The organism is Streptomyces sp. R41 (assembly GCF_041053055.1).
Lineage (GTDB): Bacteria > Actinomycetota > Actinomycetes > Streptomycetales > Streptomycetaceae > Streptomyces.
Genome location: NZ_CP163443.1, coordinates 4,021,348 through 4,038,576 on the forward strand (window position 1 = coordinate 4,021,348; position 17,229 = coordinate 4,038,576).

A 17,229-nucleotide genomic window follows, 5' to 3' on the forward strand; every position below is an offset into this window, starting at 1 on the left:
CCGCCGATCCTCGCACCCGCACCACCGACCGGCCCAGATCCAATCCCGCACAACTGGACCACGGGACCGCCGGACCGCCGGACCACGGGACCACCTCAAACGGCTTTCACGGCCAGGGATTCAGCCCCTCCGTCCGCCGCTGCGCATAGCCCGGCGTCGGATCCAGATACACCCGGCTCACCGCCGGAAACGCCTCCCGCAGCCGCTGTTCCGCCTGCTCGCAGGCCCACTCGATCTGGGCCGCGGTCGACACGTCCCTGAAGTCGACCTTGGCCGCGACCAGCGCCTCCCGCGGCCCCTGCACCAGCGTCGTCAGCTCCAGTACGGCCTCCACGTGCTCCACGGCCAGCAGTTCGGCCCGGATCCGCTCCCGCGTCGGCTTGGGCAGCGGCCGCCCGATCAACAGCTCCGCGTTGGAACGGCCCAGCACCCAGGCCACGTACAGCAGGAGTCCGCCGATGCACAGCGACGCGATGCCGTCCCAGACGTCGGAGCCGGTGAGCTGGCCGCCGAGCAGGCCGCCCGCGGCGAACAGGAGACCGATCAGCGCGGCCGAGTCCTCCATGACCACGGCCTTCACAGCGGTGTCCGGCGTGTGGCGCAAGTACCTCTTGAAGGGCGCCCCGATGCGCTCCGCCTCGCCCCGCGCCTGCCGTGCCCCGGTCCGCAGCGAGTAGCCCTCCAGCACGAACGCGACCGCGAGCACGATGTAGGAGACCAGAGGGTCGCCCAGCTCCTCGCCCGCCACGAGAGTGTGGATGCCGTCGTAGATCGAGAACACCGCGCCGCCGACGAAGGTCGCGACCGCCGCGAGCAACGCCCAGATGTACCGCTCCGGGCCGTAGCCCAGCGGATGGTCCTCGTCCGCCGGTTTCTCGCTGCGCTTCAGCGCGGTGAGCAGCAGCACCTCGGTGACGGTGTCGGCGACGGAGTGCGCGGCTTCGGACAGCATCGCGCTGGATCCGCTGATCACCCCGGCGACGGCCTTCGCCAGCGCGATCCCCAGATTGGCGACGGCGGCGACGATCACCGTGAAGGTGCTCTCGCCGCCGCCGTTCTGCTCCGCCGCTTCAACCATGCCTCAGTCTTACCTGGGGACCCGGACCACGCCCTCCTGGATCACCGAAATGGCCAGCCGGCCGTCCTGCGTGTAGATGCGCGCCTGGCCCAGTCCCCGGCCACCCGACGCGGACGGCGACTCCTGGTCGTACAGCAGCCATTCGTCGGCGCGGAACGGGCGGTGGAACCACATCGCGTGGTCCAGCGAGGCCCCGACGACGTCACCGGTCACCCAGCCGCCGCGCCCGTGCGCGAGCAGGATGGAGTCCAGCAGTGTCATGTCGGAGACGTACGTGGCGAGGACGACGTGCAGGAGCGGGTCGTCGACCAGCTTGCCGTTCGTGCGGAACCACACCTGGGAGCGCGGCTCACGGACCTCGCCGACGGTGCCGTACGGGGGCGCGTCGACGTAGCGCAGGTCGACGGACTCGCGGGCCTCCAGGAGGCGCTCCACGACGTCGTGGTCCGAGAAGACGTCGGCGTACAGCGGCAGCAGTTCGGCGGCCGTGGGCAGCGTCTCCGGGTCGGGTGCGGGCGGCATCTCGGCCTGGTGCTCCATGCCCTCCTCGTACGTCTGGAAGGACGCGGAGAGATGGAAGATCGGCTGTCCGTGCTGGACCGCGACCACCCGGCGCGTGGTGAAGGAACGGCCGTCGCGGATGCGGTCCACCGAGTACACGATGGGCGCGCCGGGGTCCCCCGCACGCAGGAAGTACGCGTGCAGGGAGTGCGCCAACCGGTCCTCGGGGACCGTGCGCCCCGCGGCGACCAGCGCCTGCGCCGCCACCTGACCGCCGAAGACGCGGGGGACGACGGCGGACTTGGACTGGCCGCGGAAGATGTCCTGCTCGATCCGCTCGAGGTCGAGTAGATCGAGCAGGGACTGAAGTGCCTGACTCATGCCGTCAGTTGTATCGTGAACTTTTTTCGCGGACCTTACAGGCCCATGTCCTTGGCGATGATCGACTTCATGATCTCGCTGGTGCCGCCGTAGATGCGGTTGACGCGGTTGTCCGCGTACAGGCGGGCGATCGGGTACTCGTTCATGAAGCCGTAGCCGCCGTGCAGCTGGAGGCAGCGGTCGATGACGCGGTGCGCGACCTCGGTGCAGAACAGCTTGGCGCTGGCGGCCTCGGCCGGGGTCAGCTCGCCCGCGTCGAGGGCCTCCAGGGCACGGTCGGCGACCGCCTCGGCGGCGTCCACCTCGGCCTGGCAGGCGGCCAGCTCGAACTTGGTGTTCTGGAAGGAGGCGACGGGCTTGCCGAAGACGGTGCGCTCCTGGACGTACTCCTTGGCGAACCGGACGGCCGCCTTGGCCTGCGCGTAGGCGCCGAAGGCGATGCCCCAGCGCTCGGAGGCGAGGTTGTGGCCGAGGTAGTAGAAGCCCTTGTTCTCCTCGCCGAGGAGGTCCTCGACCGGGACCTTGACGTCGACGAACGCCAGCTCGGCGGTGTCGGAGGTCTTCAGGCCGAGCTTGTCGAGCTTGCGGCCGATGGAGTAGCCCTCGGCCTTGGTGTCCACGGCGAACAGGGAGATGCCGAAGCGGCGATCCTCGGCGGTGGGCGCGGAGGTGCGGGCGCAGACGATCACGCGGTCGGCGTGGACGCCGCCGGTGATGAAGGTCTTGGAGCCGTTGAGGACGTAGTGCGTGCCGTCCTCGGAGAGCTTCGCGGTGGTCTTCATGCCCGCGAGGTCGGAGCCGGTGCCCGGCTCGGTCATCGCGAGGGCCCACATCTCCTCGCCGGAGACGAACTTCGGCAGGAAGCGCTTCTTCTGCTCGTCGGTGGCGAGCATCTTTATGTACGGCAGGCCGAGCAGCACGTGCACACCGGAGCCGCCGAACTGGACACCGGCGCGGGCGGTCTCCTCGTACATCACGGCCTCGAACTTGTACGAGTCGATGCCGGCGCCGCCGAACTCCTCGTCCACGCGGATGCCGAAGACGCCGAGCTCGGCGAGCTTGTAGTAGAAGTCGCGCGGCGCCTGGCCCGCGGCGAACCACTCGTCGTAGACGGGGACGACCTCGGCCTCGATGAAGGCCCGGAGGGTCTCCCGGAACGCCTCGTGGTCCTCGTTGAACACAGTACGGCGCACCGCCGCCACCTCCACCTGGGGTTTCTGTCTAAGCGCTTGCTCAGATATCAGGTTACCCGTCGGTCACGACGGTCGTCCAGAGCAACCAGTGCGACCGGTGAGAGACGCTCGTCACGCCGTCCCGCCGTCCACCCCAACCGCCCGACTCGGCCGGACGAGGGCCCAGGTCACCCTCCTCCTGGGGCTCCGCCCCAGCCCCCGCCGGGGCTCCGCAGCGCCCGCCGCGGGCTCAGTCCGTCCCGGCCGCAGCGAATGCCCCCCGCGCCATCCGGTGCAGCAGCGCCGCCATCGTCCCGCGGCCCGGGAGCGCCCCCGGCCGCCCCAGGTGCGGCGTCGAGTTCAGCAGGCCGAAGACCGAGTGCACCGCGGAGCGGGCGGTCGGCTCGGCAAGGGCCGGGTACACCTCGCGCACGACCTCCACCCACAGCTCGACGTACTGCCGCTGGAGCTGGCGTACGAGCTTGCGGTCGCTGTCCCGGAGGCGGTCCAGCTCGCGGTCGTGCAGGGTGATCAGGGGGCGGTCGTCGAGCGCGAAGTCGATGTGCCCCTCGATGAGCGAGTCGAGGAGCGCCTCGGGGTTTCCGTCGGCCTCCGCCACCCGGCGCTTGCCCCCCGTCAGCAGCTGTCCGCTGATCCCCACCAGCAGCTCGGCGAGCATCGCGTCCTTGCCGGCGAAGTGCCGGTACAGACCGGGGCCGCTGATGCCGACGGCCGCTCCTATCTCGTCCACGCCGACACCGTGGAAGCCACGCTCGGCGAAGAGCCGCGCGGCCTCCTTGAGGATCTGCTCGCGGCGGGTGGGGGCGTCGGTTCTGGTGGCCATGGAAGCAATTCTAGACAGGGAGGTTAGCGGTCGTTAACCTGAAGGAAATGCGTTAACGCTCATTAACTGGTGGACCACTGGTGAGGGGACCGCAGGATGCACGAGGCACCGGAGCTCCACAGCGCGGCAGATCCCGCGTCGGAGGCCTGGCGGGCCAACGAGGCGGCGCACCGCGCGCTGGGCGAGGAGCTGCGGCAGAAGCTGGCCGCGGCCCGGCTCGGCGGCGGTGAGCGGGCCCGCGCGAGGCACACCGCGCGCGGGAAGCTGCTCCCGCGCGACCGCGTGGACACCCTTCTCGACCCCGGTTCACCCTTCCTGGAGCTGGCTCCCCTGGCCGCCGACGGGATGTACGACGGGCAGGCCCCGGCCGCCGGCGTCATCGCCGGGATCGGCAGGGTCAGCGGGCGCGAGTGCGTGATCGTCGCCAATGACGCCACCGTCAAGGGCGGCACGTACTACCCGATGACGGTGAAGAAGCACCTGCGCGCCCAGGAGGTGGCCCTCGAGAACCGCCTCCCCTGTGTGTACCTCGTCGACTCCGGGGGCGCCTTCCTGCCCATGCAGGACGAGGTCTTCCCCGACCGCGACCACTTCGGGCGGATCTTCTACAACCAGGCGCGGATGTCGGGCGCCGGCATCCCGCAGATCGCGGCCGTCCTCGGGTCGTGCACGGCGGGCGGCGCGTACGTCCCGGCCATGAGCGACGAGGCCGTGATCGTGCGCAATCAGGGCACGATCTTCCTCGGCGGCCCTCCCCTGGTGAAGGCCGCCACCGGCGAGGTCGTCACGGCCGAGGAGCTGGGCGGCGGCGAGGTCCACGCGCGCGTGTCGGGCGTCACCGACCATCTCGCGGAGGACGACGCCCACGCGCTGCGGATCGTACGGAACATCGCCGCCACGCTTCCCGCGCGCGGACCACTGCCCTGGTCGGTCGAGCCGACCGTCGAGCCGAAGGTGGACCCGTACGGGCTCTACGGGGCGGTGCCGGTCGACTCCCGCACCTCCTATGACGTACGCGAGGTCATCGCGCGCGTGGTCGACGGTTCGCGTTTCGCCGAGTTCAAGGCCGAGTTCGGGCAGACCCTCGTCACCGGCTTCGCCAGGATCCACGGGCACCCGGTCGGGATCGTCGCCAACAACGGCATCCTGTTCTCCGAGTCCGCCCAGAAGGGCGCCCACTTCATCGAGCTGTGCGACCAGCGCGGCATCCCGCTGGTGTTCCTGCAGAACATCTCCGGGTTCATGGTCGGCCGCCAGTACGAGGCCGGTGGCATCGCCAAGCACGGCGCCAAGATGGTGACGGCCGTGGCGTGTACGAGGGTCCCCAAACTCACGGTCGTGATCGGCGGCTCGTACGGCGCGGGCAACTACTCGATGTGCGGCCGGGCGTACTCGCCGCGCTTCCTGTGGATGTGGCCCAACGCCAAGATCTCCGTGATGGGCGGCGAGCAGGCCGCGTCGGTCCTCGCGACCGTCAAGCGCGACCAGTTGGAGGCGCGCGGCGAGTCCTGGCCCGCCGAGGAGGAAGAGGCCTTCAAGGACCCGATCCGCGCGCAGTACGAGCACCAGGGGAATGCCTACTACGCGACGGCCCGGCTCTGGGACGACGGCGTGATCGACCCGATGGAGACCCGGCAGGTGCTGGGTCTCGCCCTGACCGCCTGCGCCAACGCGCCCCTGGGTGACCCCCAGTTCGGCGTCTTCCGGATGTGAGGGACCTCTGACCATGTTCGACACCGTTCTTGTGGCCAACCGGGGCGAGATCGCGGTCCGGGTGATCCGTACGCTGCGGTCGCTGGGCGTGCGCTCCGTGGCCGTCTTCTCCGACGCCGACGCGGACGCCCGGCATGTGCGCGAGGCGGACACGGCGGTCCGGCTCGGCCCGGCGCCGGCGGCCGAGAGCTATCTGTCCGCGCAGCGGCTCCTGGAAGCGGCGGCGCGGACGGGAGCGCAGGCCGTGCACCCCGGCTACGGCTTCCTCGCGGAGAACGCGTCCTTCGCGCGCGCGTGCGCCGACGCGGGGCTCGTCTTCATCGGGCCTCCCGCCGAAGCGATCTCCCTGATGGGCGACAAGATCCGCGCCAAGGAGACGGTGAAAGCGGCCGGGGTGCCGGTCGTTCCCGGCTCCTCGGGCAGCGGGCTCACGGACGCGGAGTTGGCCGACGCGGCCCGCGAGATCGGCATGCCGGTGCTCCTGAAGCCCTCGGCGGGCGGCGGCGGCAAGGGCATGCGACTCGTGCGGGACGCGGCGCTGCTCGCCGACGAGATCGCCGCCGCCCGACGCGAGGCCCGTGCATCCTTCGGCGACGACACCCTCCTCGTCGAGCGCTGGATCGACCGTCCCCGGCACATCGAGATCCAGGTCCTGGCGGACGGCCACGGCCATGTCGTGCACCTGGGTGAGCGCGAGTGCTCCCTCCAGCGCCGCCACCAGAAGATCATCGAGGAGGCGCCGAGCGTGCTCCTCGACGCCGGCACGCGCGCCGCGATGGGCGAGGCGGCGGTCCAGGCGGCCCGCTCCTGCGGTTACCGGGGCGCGGGCACGGTGGAGTTCATCGTGCCGGGCGGCGACCCGTCGTCGTACTACTTCATGGAGATGAACACCCGCCTCCAGGTGGAGCACCCGGTCACCGAACTGATCACGGGGATCGACCTGGTGGAGTGGCAGCTCCGGGTGGCGGCGGGCGAGCAACTGCCGTACGAGCAGCAGGACATCAAGCTCACAGGGCACGCCATCGAGGCGCGCGTCTGCGCCGAGGACCCCGCGCGCGGGTTCCTGCCGTCCGGCGGCACGGTGCTCGCGCTGCACGAGCCGCAGGGCGACGGCGTACGCACCGACTCGGGGCTGAGCGAGGGCACGGAGGTCGGTTCGCTCTACGACCCGATGCTGTCCAAGGTCATCGCGTACGGCCCCGATCGCGCGACCGCGCTGCGCAAGCTCCGGGCGGCCCTCGCGGACACGGTCACGCTGGGGGTGCAGACGAACGCGGGGTTCCTGCGGCGACTGCTGGCCCATCCGGCGGTGGTGGCGGGCGAGTTGGACACGGGGCTGGTCGAGCGGGAGGTCGAGGGGCTGGTCCCGGGCGATGTGCCCGAGGAGGTGTACGCGGCAGCCGCGTTGCTGCGCCAGGCGGCCCTCTCCCCCGACCCCGCTCCCGCCCCTTCCCGAAGCCGGCAGCCCCGTCCCCTGACCCCCGAGTGGGTGGATCCCTTTTCCGTGCCGAGCGGCTGGCGCCTGGGCGGTCAACCCGCCTGGACGGCACACCACTTGCAGGTGCCGGGCCACGATCCCGTGACCGTCCGCGTGCGCGGCACGGCGGACGGAGGCGTCGAGCTGCTGCTCGACGACGAGAAGCCGCCCCTCCCGGGGGCCGGGGCTCTCGCCCCGGCCCCGGGAGAGCAGACCGCACCCCGGTTCACCTTCCGGTTCGACGGCGTCACGCACACCTTCGCCGCCCTGCCGGCAGGCACCTGGCTCGGCCGCGACGGCGACGCGTGGCACGTGCGCGACCACGACCCCGTGGCCGCCTCCCTCACCGGCGCCGCCCACGCCGGAGCCGACTCGCTCACCGCTCCCATGCCCGGCACGGTGACCGTCGTGAAGGTCGCGGTCGGCGATGAAGTGACCGCCGGGCAGAGCCTGTTGGTTGTCGAGGCGATGAAGATGGAGCACGTCATCTCCGCGCCGCACGCCGGGACCGTCAGCGAGCTGGACGTCACACCGGGCACGACGGTCGCCATGGACCAGGTGCTGGCCGTGATCGCACCCCATGAGGAGGCGGAATGACCGTTCAGGGACTGCCCATGGTCGTACCGGCCCAGGACCTGCCCGCCCAGGTGCGGATCCACGAGGTCGGCGCGCGCGACGGGCTGCAGAACGAGAAGGCGACCGTGCCGACCGAGGTCAAGGCGGAGTTCGTCCGGCGCCTCGCCGACGCGGGCCTGACCACGATCGAGGCCACCAGTTTCGTGCACCCCAAGTGGGTGCCCCAACTGGCGGACGCGGAGCAGCTGTTCCCATTGATCAGCGACCTGCCAGGGGTGCGTCTGCCCGTCCTCGTGCCGAACGAGCGAGGCCTCGACCGCGCCCTCGCCCTCGGCGCCCGCCGTGTCGCCGTCTTCGCCAGCGCGACGGAGTCCTTCGCCAAGGCCAACCTCAACCGGACCGTCGACGAGGCCCTGGCCATGTTCGAGCCGGTGGTGGCCCGGGCCAAGGCGGAGAAGGTGCACGTCCGCGGCTACCTCTCCATGTGCTTCGGCGACCCCTGGGAGGGTGCCGTCCCCATCCATCAAGTCGTGCGGGTCTGCAAGGCACTCCTCGACATGGGCTGCGACGAGCTGAGCCTCGGCGACACGATCGGCGTGGCGACGCCGGGCCACGTCCAGAGCCTGCTCGCCGAGCTCAACGAGGAGGGCGTGCCGACCAGCGCGCTCGGCGTGCACTTCCACGACACATACGGCCAGGCGCTCGCCAACACCCTGGCCGCGCTGCAGCACGGCGTCACGACCGTCGACGCCTCCGCGGGCGGCCTCGGCGGCTGCCCGTACGCGAAGTCCGCGACCGGCAACCTCGCCACCGAAGACCTCGTATGGATGCTCCAGGGCCTCGGTATCGACACCGGGGTCGACCTCGGCCGCCTCACCGCCACAAGCGCGTGGATGGCCGGACAACTGGGCCGACCCAGCCCGTCCCGCACCGTCAAAGCCCTCTCCCACCAGGAGTGATCCCCATGTCCCTCGACCACCGCCTCTCCCCAGAACTCGAAGAACTCCGCCGTACGGTCGAGGAGTTCGCGCACGACGTCGTGGCACCGAAGATCGGCGACTTCTACGAACGGCACGAGTTCCCGTACGAGATCGTGCGGGAGATGGGCCGCATGGGCCTGTTCGGGCTGCCGTTCCCGGAGGAGTACGGCGGCATGGGCGGCGACTATCTCGCCCTCGGCATCGCCCTGGAGGAGCTCGCCCGGGTGGACTCCTCCGTGGCCATCACCCTGGAGGCGGGCGTCTCGCTCGGCGCCATGCCGATCCACCTCTTCGGCACCGAGGAGCAGAAGCGCGAGTGGCTCCCCCGGCTCTGCTCCGGCGAGATCCTCGGCGCCTTCGGGCTGACCGAGCCGGACGGCGGCTCGGACGCGGGCGCGACGCGTACGACGGCGCGGATCGACCCCGAGACGAACGAGTGGGTGATCAACGGCACGAAGTGCTTCATCACCAACTCCGGTACGGACATCACGGGTTTGGTGACGGTCACTGCGGTCACCGGCCGCAAGCCCGACGGCAAGCCGCTGATCTCCGCGATCATCGTGCCGTCCGGCACCCCGGGCTTCACCGTGGCCGCCCCGTACTCGAAGGTGGGCTGGAACGCCTCGGACACCCGTGAGCTGTCCTTCTCCGACGTGCGCGTACCGGCCGCGAACCTGCTCGGCGAGGAGGGCCGCGGGTACGCGCAGTTCCTGCGGATTCTCGACGAGGGCCGGATCGCCATCGCGGCGCTGGCGACGGGTCTGGCCCAGGGCTGTGTCGACGAGTCGGTGAAGTATGCCAAGGAGCGGCACGCGTTCGGCCGGCCGATCGGCGCGAACCAGGCGATCCAGTTCAAGATCGCCGACATGGAGATGAAGGCCTACACGGCCCGCCTGGCGTGGCGAGACGCCGCGTCCCGCCTGGTGAGCGGGGAGCCTTTCAAGAAGGAGGCCGCCCTCGCCAAGCTGTACTCGTCCACGATCGCCGTCGACAACGCCCGCGACGCCACCCAGGTCCACGGCGGCTACGGCTTCATGAACGAGTACCCGGTCGCCCGCATGTGGCGCGACTCCAAGATCCTGGAGATCGGTGAGGGCACGAGCGAGGTGCAGCGGATGCTGATCGCACGGGAGTTGGGGCTGGTGGGCTGACCGCGGGGCGCCCCGCCCTCTGGACAAGTAGTGAGGTTAGGCTAACCTACCTTCGAACTTGTCCGGCGGGCGCTCCGCCCCGTGCCGAAAGCAGTCACACTCATGTCCAACGCCCGTGCCACCCACCTCACCCGTCGCGGCATCCTCGCCGCGGGCGGCGCCCTCGGCCTCGGTGCCGTCCTCGCCGCCTGCGGCGACGACAACGACTCGAAAAGCGGTGGCTCGGACTCGACCAAGGCCGCCGAGAAGTCCGGTCCCTGGACCTTCAAGGACGACCGCGGCACGACGGTGAAGCTGGACAAGATCCCGGCGAACATCGTCGCCTTCACCGGTGTCGCCGCCGCGCTGTACGACTACGGCATCGAGGTCAAGGGCGTCTTCGGCCCGACAAAGACCAAGGACGGCAAGGCCGATGTCCAGGCCGGCGACATGGACATCAGCAAGGTGACGGTCCTCGGCAACGAATGGGGTCAGTTCAACATCGAGAAGTACGCGGGCCTCGCCCCCGACGTCCTGATCTCGACGATGTTCGACGACGCGGGCACCCTCTGGTACGTCCCCGAGGAGTCCAAGGCCAAGATCCTCAAGCTGGCCCCGAGCGTCGGCATCTCCGTCTACGACGTGCAGATGCCCAAGCCGCTTGAGCGCATGCTGGCGCTCGCCGAGTCGCTCGGCGCCGATGTGAAGTCCACGAAGATCACCGAGGCGAAGAAGAAGTTCGAGACGGCCGCCGAGCGCCTGCGCAAGGCCGCCAAGTCCCGCCCGGAGATCAAGGTCCTCGCCGGCTCCGCGAGCCAGGACATCTTCTACGTCTCCGGCTCCAACCTCTCCATCGACCTGGAGTACTTCAAGGCCCTCGGCGTGAACCTCGTCGAGCCGTCGGCCAAGGCCCTGAAGGCCAGCGGCGGCTGGTTCGAGAACCTGAGCTGGGAGAACGTCGACAAGTACCCGGCCGACATCATCATCATGGACGACCGCACCTCGACCATCCAGCCGGCCGACATCACCGAGGCCACCTGGAAGAAGCTGCCCGCCGTCAAGGCCGGCCAGGTCGTCGCGCGCACGCCCGAGCCGATCCTGTCCTACGACAAGTGCACCCCGATCCTCGACAACCTCGCCGAGGCCATCGAGAAGGCCAAGAAGGTCGCCTGACACTCCCTGCCGTGATCCCCTGACGATGACTCAGGAGCACTTATGACGACGGCCGTAGCCGCCCCGTTCCGTTTCTTCTCCCTCCAGGTCGTACGGACGAGGCGGCTCGGCCCGTCTCTGCTCCGGGTGACCTTCGCGGGCCCCGATCTGCACGCGTTCCACTCCGACGGACGCGACCAGAGCCTCTCGCTCTTCCTGCCGCACCCGGGCCAGCCCGAGCCCGTCATCCCCATCGAGCTGGGCGACGGCTGGTGGCAGGGCTGGCGCGAACTCCCGGACGACGTACGGGCGGTGATGCGCTCGTACACCCTGCGCGCCCTGCGGCGGAACCCCGACGAGATCGACATCGACTTCGCGCTGCACGGCGTGGAACCGGGGGCGGCGACGCCCGCCGGGCCCGCGTCGCTCTGGGCATCCCGAGCGGCCGTCGGCGACCGCGTCGTCCTGCTCGGCCCGGCGATCGAGGACAACCGGGCGATCCGCTTCCGCCCACCCGAGGACACCGACCTGGTCGTCATCTGGGGCGACGAGACCGCCGCACCCGCCGCCTCGGCCATCCTCGAATCGCTGCCGGAGGGCACCCGCGTCCGCGCCTGGCTGGAGGTCCATCACGCAGGCGACATCCAGGACTTGGTGACCTCGGCCGACGCCGAGATCACCTGGCTCGTGCGCGCCGACGGGTCCCCCATGGCCGTCGACACCGTGCGAGCCGCCCAACTTCCGCCCGCCGAGGCGCCGTACGCCTGGATCGCGGGCGAGTCCGGTCAGGTGAAGGAGTTGCGCCGCCATCTCGTGCGCGAGCGCGGGATCGACCGCAGGCGGGTCACCTTCGTGGGCTACTGGCGGCGCGGGCTGAGCGAGGAGCAACTGCGCGAAACAGAGTGAGCCGTAGGGGCGCGCCGTTGTCGAGAGCGCATGGGGGTCCCTCCCGCTCGAGCGAAGCCGAGAGTGGGGGAGCGCGGACGCCCGAAGGGGTGAGCACGGTCGCGCTCTCGGCACCGGTGCGCCCCGGAGGCGAACGACCAAAAGGGGGGAGTGACGCCGGTCACGGGAGGGGCGGGTTTCGCGGATATTAACTTAGGTTAGGCTAACCTAAGTTGAAGTCCTCGACTTCCGCCCCCTCTCCTGTCCCGCACGGACTGTCCCCACCGGAGGACCCCCACATGCGCTCGCACCTGCTCAATGACACGACTGCGGAGCACTACCGCCGCTCCGTGACGGAAGGCGTAGAGCGGGTGGCGGCCAAACTCGCCACCACCGAACGGCCGTTCACCGGCATCACGGTCGACGCCCTCGCTCCCCGCATCGAGCAGATCGACCTGAACCGCCCGCTGCACGACACCACGGCGGTCCTCGACGAGCTGGAGGAGGTCTACCTCCGGGACGCGGTCTACTTCCATCACCCGCGCTACCTCGCGCACCTCAACTGCCCGGTCGTCATCCCGGCCGTGCTCGGCGAAGCCGTCCTCTCCGCCGTCAACTCCTCGCTGGACACCTGGGACCAGTCGGCCGGCGGCACCCTCATCGAGCGCAAGCTCATCGACTGGACCAACGAGCGCATCGGCCTCGGCCCGGCCGCCGACGGGGTGTTCACCAGCGGCGGCAGCCAGTCCAACCTCCAGGCTCTGCTGCTGGCCCGTGAGGAGGCCAAGTCCGACGGCGTCGCCAAACTGCGGATCTTCGCCTCCGAGGTCAGCCACTTCAGCGTCAAGAAGTCGGCGAAACTGCTCGGCCTGAGCCAGGACTCCGTCGTCTCGATCCCCGTCGACCACGACAAGCGCCTGCAGACGGTCGCCCTCGCCCACGAACTGGAGCGCTGCAAGCGCGACGGCCTGGTCCCCATGGCCGTCGTCGCCACCGCGGGCACCACCGACTTCGGCTCCATCGACCCGCTTCCTGAAATCGCCGAGCTCTGCGCCCAGTTCGGCTCCTGGATGCACGTCGACGCCGCCTACGGCTGCGGACTGCTCACCTCCCTGAAGAACCGGGACCGCCTCGTCGGCATCGAGCGCGCCGACTCCGTCACCGTCGACTACCACAAGTCCTTCTTCCAGCCGGTGAGTTCGTCCGCCGTGCTCGTCCGGGACGCCTCCACCCTGCGCCACGCGACCTACCACGCGGAGTACTTGAACCCCCGCCGCATGGTCCAGGAGCGCATCCCCAACCAGGTCGACAAGTCCCTGCAGACCACCCGACGCTTCGACGCGCTCAAGCTGTGGATGACGCTGCGCGTGATGGGCGCCGACGGCATCGGCGAACTCTTCGACGAGGTCTGCGCCCTGGCGGAGGAGGGCTGGAAACTGCTCGCCGCCGACCCGCGCTACGACGTCGTGGTCGAGCCGTCCCTCTCCACCCTGGTCTTCCGCTACATCCCGGCCGCCGTCACCGACCCGGCCGAGATCGACCGCGCCAACCTGTACGCCCGCAAGGCCCTGTTCGCGACCGGTGACGCCGTCGTCGCGGGCACCAAGGTCGGCGGCCGCCACTACCTGAAGTTCACCCTGCTCAACCCCGAGACCACGACGGACGACATCGCCGCCGTGCTCGATCTGATCGCCGGCCATGCCGAGCAGTACCTGGGAGAGTCCCTTGACCGCGCATCCTGAAGCAACGAACACGACCTACGACTTCGTAGGGATCGGTCTCGGCCCCTTCAACCTCGGCCTCGCCTGTCTCACCGAGCCCATCGCCGAACTCGACGGCGTCTTCCTGGACTCGAAGCCGGGCTTCGAGTGGCACGCGGGCATGTTCCTCGACGGCGCCCACCTCCAGACCCCGTTCATGTCGGACCTGGTCACCCTGGCCGACCCGACATCGCCGTACTCCTTCCTCAACTACCTGAAGGAGAAGGGCCGGCTGTACTCGTTCTACATCCGCGAGAACTTCTACCCGTTGCGGGTCGAGTACGACGACTACTGCCGCTGGGCCGCCGACAAACTCACCAACGTCCGCTTCAGCACGACAGTGACCGAAGTGATGTACGACGAAGGGGCCGGTCTCTACCTCGTACGGACCGAGGCCGGCGAAACGTTCCGCGCCCGCCATCTGGTCCTCGGCACCGGCACCCCGCCGTACATCCCCGACGCCTGTGCGGGCCTGGGCGGCGACTTCATCCACAACTCCCGCTACATGCAGCACAAAGCGGAGTTGCAGCGCAAGGAGTCGATCACACTGGTCGGCAGCGGTCAGTCCGCCGCCGAGATCTACTACGACCTGCTCAGCGAGATCGACGTCCACGGCTACCGGCTGAACTGGGTCACCCGCTCCCCGCGCTTCTTCCCGCTGGAGTACACCAAGCTCACGCTGGAGATGACCTCCCCGGAGTACATCGACTACTACCACGCGCTGCCGGAGCAGACCCGCTACCGCCTCACGGCCCAGCAGAAAGGCCTGTTCAAGGGCATCGACGGCGATCTGATCAACGAGATCTTCGACCTGCTCTACCAGAAGAACCTCGGCGGCCCGGTCCCCACCCGTCTGCTCACCAACTCCTCGCTGAACACGGTCACTTACCGGGACGGCGGCTACGAGCTGGGGCTGCGCCAGGAGGAGCAGGAGAAGGACTACGAGCTGCGCTCCGAGGGCCTGATCCTCGCCACCGGCTACAAATACGCCGAGCCGGAGTTCCTCAAGCCCGTCCACGACCGGCTGCGCCACGACGCACAGGGCAACTTCGACATCGCCCGCAACTACTCGATCGACACCACGGGCCGGGGCGTCTTCCTCCAGAACGCCGGCGTCCACACCCACAGCATCACCTCCCCGGACCTGGGCATGGGCGCGTACCGCAACTCGTACATCATCCGAGAGCTGCTCGGCACCGAGTACTACCCCGTCGAGAAGACGATCGCGTTCCAGGAGTTTGCCGTATGAGCACCACGAGCCGTATGACCACCACCGACATCGGCACGTTCACCATCCGCCCCCTCGACCCCACCGAGGACGCCGAGCTGCTGCACGGCTGGGTCACCCATCCCAAGGCCGCCTTCTGGATGATGCAGGAGGCGAAACTGCCCGACGTGGAGCGTGAGTACATGGCCATCGCGGCCAGCGAGTACCACGACGCGTTCCTCGGGCTGCTGGACGGCGAGCCCGTCTTCCTCATGGAGCGCTACAACCCGGCGCACGTCGAGCTCGTCGGCCTGTACGAGCCGGAGCCCGGCGACGTCGGCATGCACTTCCTCGTCGCGCCGAGCGACACACCCGTGCACGGCTTCACCCGGGCCGTGATCACCGCCGTGATGGAGCACCTGTTCGCCGACCCGGCGACCGCGCGCGTCGTCGTCGAACCCGACGTACGCAACAAGGCCGTGCACGCCCTCAACGAAGCCGTCGGCTTCATACCCGAGCGCGAGATCCAGAAGCCGGAGAAGAAGGCGTTGCTGAGCTTCTGCACCCGGGAGCAGTTCCGGAAGGCGGCGGCCGCATGAGCCTCGCCGACGCCGTCGCCCACCTCTCCCCCGAGCGCTGGGCCCGCGCCAACCGTCTCCTCGTCCGCAAGGCGCTCGCGGAGTTCGCCCACGAGCGGCTGATCACGCCGGAGAGCCTCCCGGACGGCCGCTACGAGGTCCGCAGCGACGACGGTCTCACCCGCTACCGATTCACCGCCCGCCTCCGCTCCCTCGACCACTGGCAGGTCGACGCCGAGTCGATCACCCGGCACCGCGACGGCGGCGAACTCCCCCTCGCCGCCCTCGACTTCTTCATCGAGCTGAAGAAGTCCCTCGGCCTGAGCGACGAGGTCCTGCCGGTCTACCTGGAGGAGATCTCCTCCACGCTCTCGGGCACCTGCTTCAAGCTCACCAAGCCGCAGATCCCGGCCGCGGAACTCGCCAAAAGCGGCTTCCAGGCCATCGAGACCGGTATGACCGAGGGCCACCCCTGCTTCGTCGCCAACAACGGGCGGCTCGGCTTCGGGGTGCACGAGTACCTCTCGTACGCTCCCGAGACCGCGAGCCCGGTCCGCCTGGTGTGGCTGGCCGCGCACCGCTCGCGAGCCGCCTTCACGGCGGGAGTCGGCATCGACTACGAGTCCTTCGTGCGCGAGGAGTTGGGTACCGAAACGGTTCAGCGGTTCGCGGAGACACTGAAGAGCCAGGGCCTCGACCCCGACGACTACCTCCTCATCCCCGTCCACCCCTGGCAGTGGTGGAACAAACTCTCGGTGACCTTCGCGGCCGAGGTCGCCCAGCGGCACCTCGTCTGCCTCGGCGAGGGCGACGACGAGTACCTGGCCCAGCAGTCGATCCGGACCTTCTTCAACCACTCCAACCCCGAGAAGCACTACGTCAAAACGGCGCTCTCGGTCCTCAACATGGGCTTCATGCGCGGGCTTTCCGCCGCCTACATGGAGGCGACCCCGGCGATCAACGACTGGCTGGCCCAACTCGTGGAGAACGACCCTGTGTTGAAGTCGACCGGCCTGTCGCTCATCCGCGAGCGCGCCGCGGTCGGCTACCGCCACCTGGAGTTCGAGGCCGCCACGGACCGCTACTCCCCGTACCGCAAAATGCTCGCCGCCCTGTGGCGCGAGAGTCCGGTGCCCTCGCTCCAGGAGGGCGAGACCCTGGCGACCATGGCGTCCCTCGCGCACGTCGACCACGAGGGCGCGTCCTTCGCGGGCGCGCTGATCGAGCGGTCGGGGCTGACGCCGGTGGAGTGGCTGCGCCGTTATCTGCGCGCCTACCTCACACCGCTGCTGCACAGCTTCTACGCGTACGACCTCGTCTACATGCCGCACGGCGAGAACGTCATCCTGGTCCTCAAGGACGGCGCCGTACAGCGCGCGATCTACAAGGACATCGCCGAGGAGATCGCGGTCATGGACCCGGACGCGGTGCTGCCGCCCGCGGTCGAGCGGATCCGCGTCGAGGTCCCCGAGGACAAGAAACTCCTGTCGATCTTCACGGACGTCTTCGACTGCTTCTTCCGCTTCCTCGCCGCGAACCTCGCCGACGAGGGGATCCTCGACGAGGACGACTTCTGGCGGACGGTCGCCGAGTCCATACGCGAGTACCAGGACGCGACGCCCGAACTCGCCGACAAATTCCGGCAGTACGACATGTTCGCACCCGAGTTCGCGCTGTCCTGCCTCAACCGCCTCCAGCTGCGCGACAACAAGCAGATGGTGGACCTGGCCGATCCGTCGGGCGCGTTGCAGCTGGTCGGCAACCTGAAGAACCCGATCGCGGGTCTGTGAAGCAA

At 69.5% G+C, this 17,229-nt stretch carries 14 protein-coding genes; 10 read left to right on the forward strand and 4 right to left on the reverse strand.

What is annotated here, in order from left to right:
* Window positions 1-106 precede the first annotated feature (106 nt).
* From AB5J53_RS18500 to AB5J53_RS18515, 4 genes are all read right to left on the reverse strand, one after another.
* Complete coding sequence (locus AB5J53_RS18500) at window positions 107-1,078, reverse strand: cation diffusion facilitator family transporter (protein WP_369246767.1); 972 nt, start codon at window positions 1,076-1,078, stop codon at window positions 107-109.
* 9 nt (window positions 1,079-1,087) lie between these two features.
* Complete coding sequence (gene tesB / locus AB5J53_RS18505) at window positions 1,088-1,960, reverse strand: acyl-CoA thioesterase II (RefSeq protein WP_369246768.1); 873 nt, start codon at window positions 1,958-1,960, stop codon at window positions 1,088-1,090.
* 35 nt (window positions 1,961-1,995) lie between these two features.
* Window positions 1,996-3,153: an acyl-CoA dehydrogenase family protein gene (locus tag AB5J53_RS18510; RefSeq protein WP_369246769.1), complete on the reverse strand. Its 1,158-nt coding sequence runs from the start codon at window positions 3,151-3,153 to the stop codon at window positions 1,996-1,998.
* Between the two features lie 229 nt (window positions 3,154-3,382).
* Window positions 3,383-3,976 (reverse strand): TetR/AcrR family transcriptional regulator, encoded by a 594-nt coding sequence (locus tag AB5J53_RS18515; RefSeq protein ID WP_369246770.1) that lies wholly within the window; start codon window positions 3,974-3,976, stop codon window positions 3,383-3,385.
* Between the two features lie 96 nt (window positions 3,977-4,072).
* Here AB5J53_RS18515 and AB5J53_RS18520 point away from each other — a divergent pair, with 96 nt between their 5' ends.
* The 10 genes from AB5J53_RS18520 to AB5J53_RS18565 all read left to right on the forward strand — a co-directional run bounded on the left by AB5J53_RS18520 (window position 4,073) and on the right by AB5J53_RS18565 (window position 17,224).
* Window positions 4,073-5,689, forward strand: a complete 1,617-nt coding sequence (locus AB5J53_RS18520) for a carboxyl transferase domain-containing protein (RefSeq protein ID WP_369246771.1) — start codon at window positions 4,073-4,075, stop codon at window positions 5,687-5,689.
* 13 nt (window positions 5,690-5,702) lie between these two features.
* Window positions 5,703-7,763: an acetyl-CoA carboxylase biotin carboxylase subunit gene (locus tag AB5J53_RS18525; RefSeq protein WP_369246772.1), complete on the forward strand. Its 2,061-nt coding sequence runs from the start codon at window positions 5,703-5,705 to the stop codon at window positions 7,761-7,763.
* Window positions 7,760-8,701, forward strand: coding sequence for a hydroxymethylglutaryl-CoA lyase (locus AB5J53_RS18530; RefSeq protein WP_369246773.1), 942 nt, complete (start codon window positions 7,760-7,762; stop codon window positions 8,699-8,701). Before AB5J53_RS18525 ends, AB5J53_RS18530 begins: the two co-directional genes overlap by 4 nt.
* 5 nt (window positions 8,702-8,706) lie before the next feature.
* The gene (locus tag AB5J53_RS18535) at window positions 8,707-9,873 is read left to right on the forward strand and encodes an acyl-CoA dehydrogenase family protein (protein WP_369246774.1); all 1,167 of its coding nucleotides are present in this window, start codon (window positions 8,707-8,709) and stop codon (window positions 9,871-9,873) included.
* A gap of 102 nt (window positions 9,874-9,975) precedes the next feature.
* On the forward strand, window positions 9,976-11,025 hold the full coding sequence (locus AB5J53_RS18540; protein WP_369246775.1) for an ABC transporter substrate-binding protein: 1,050 nt from the start codon (window positions 9,976-9,978) through the stop codon (window positions 11,023-11,025).
* A gap of 42 nt (window positions 11,026-11,067) precedes the next feature.
* The gene (locus AB5J53_RS18545; protein ID WP_369246776.1) at window positions 11,068-11,910 is read left to right on the forward strand and encodes a siderophore-interacting protein; all 843 of its coding nucleotides are present in this window, start codon (window positions 11,068-11,070) and stop codon (window positions 11,908-11,910) included.
* 278 nt (window positions 11,911-12,188) lie between these two features.
* Window positions 12,189-13,631, forward strand: coding sequence for a lysine decarboxylase DesA (gene desA / locus AB5J53_RS18550; RefSeq protein WP_369246777.1), 1,443 nt, complete (start codon window positions 12,189-12,191; stop codon window positions 13,629-13,631).
* Window positions 13,615-14,898, forward strand: coding sequence for a lysine N(6)-hydroxylase/L-ornithine N(5)-oxygenase family protein (locus AB5J53_RS18555; protein WP_369246778.1), 1,284 nt, complete (start codon window positions 13,615-13,617; stop codon window positions 14,896-14,898). The genes desA and AB5J53_RS18555 overlap by 17 nt, the downstream gene beginning before the upstream one ends.
* Complete coding sequence (locus AB5J53_RS18560; protein WP_369246779.1) at window positions 14,895-15,455, forward strand: GNAT family N-acetyltransferase; 561 nt, start codon at window positions 14,895-14,897, stop codon at window positions 15,453-15,455. Before AB5J53_RS18555 ends, AB5J53_RS18560 begins: the two co-directional genes overlap by 4 nt.
* Complete coding sequence (locus AB5J53_RS18565; RefSeq protein ID WP_369246780.1) at window positions 15,452-17,224, forward strand: IucA/IucC family siderophore biosynthesis protein; 1,773 nt, start codon at window positions 15,452-15,454, stop codon at window positions 17,222-17,224. Before AB5J53_RS18560 ends, AB5J53_RS18565 begins: the two co-directional genes overlap by 4 nt.
* Window positions 17,225-17,229 lie beyond the last annotated feature (5 nt).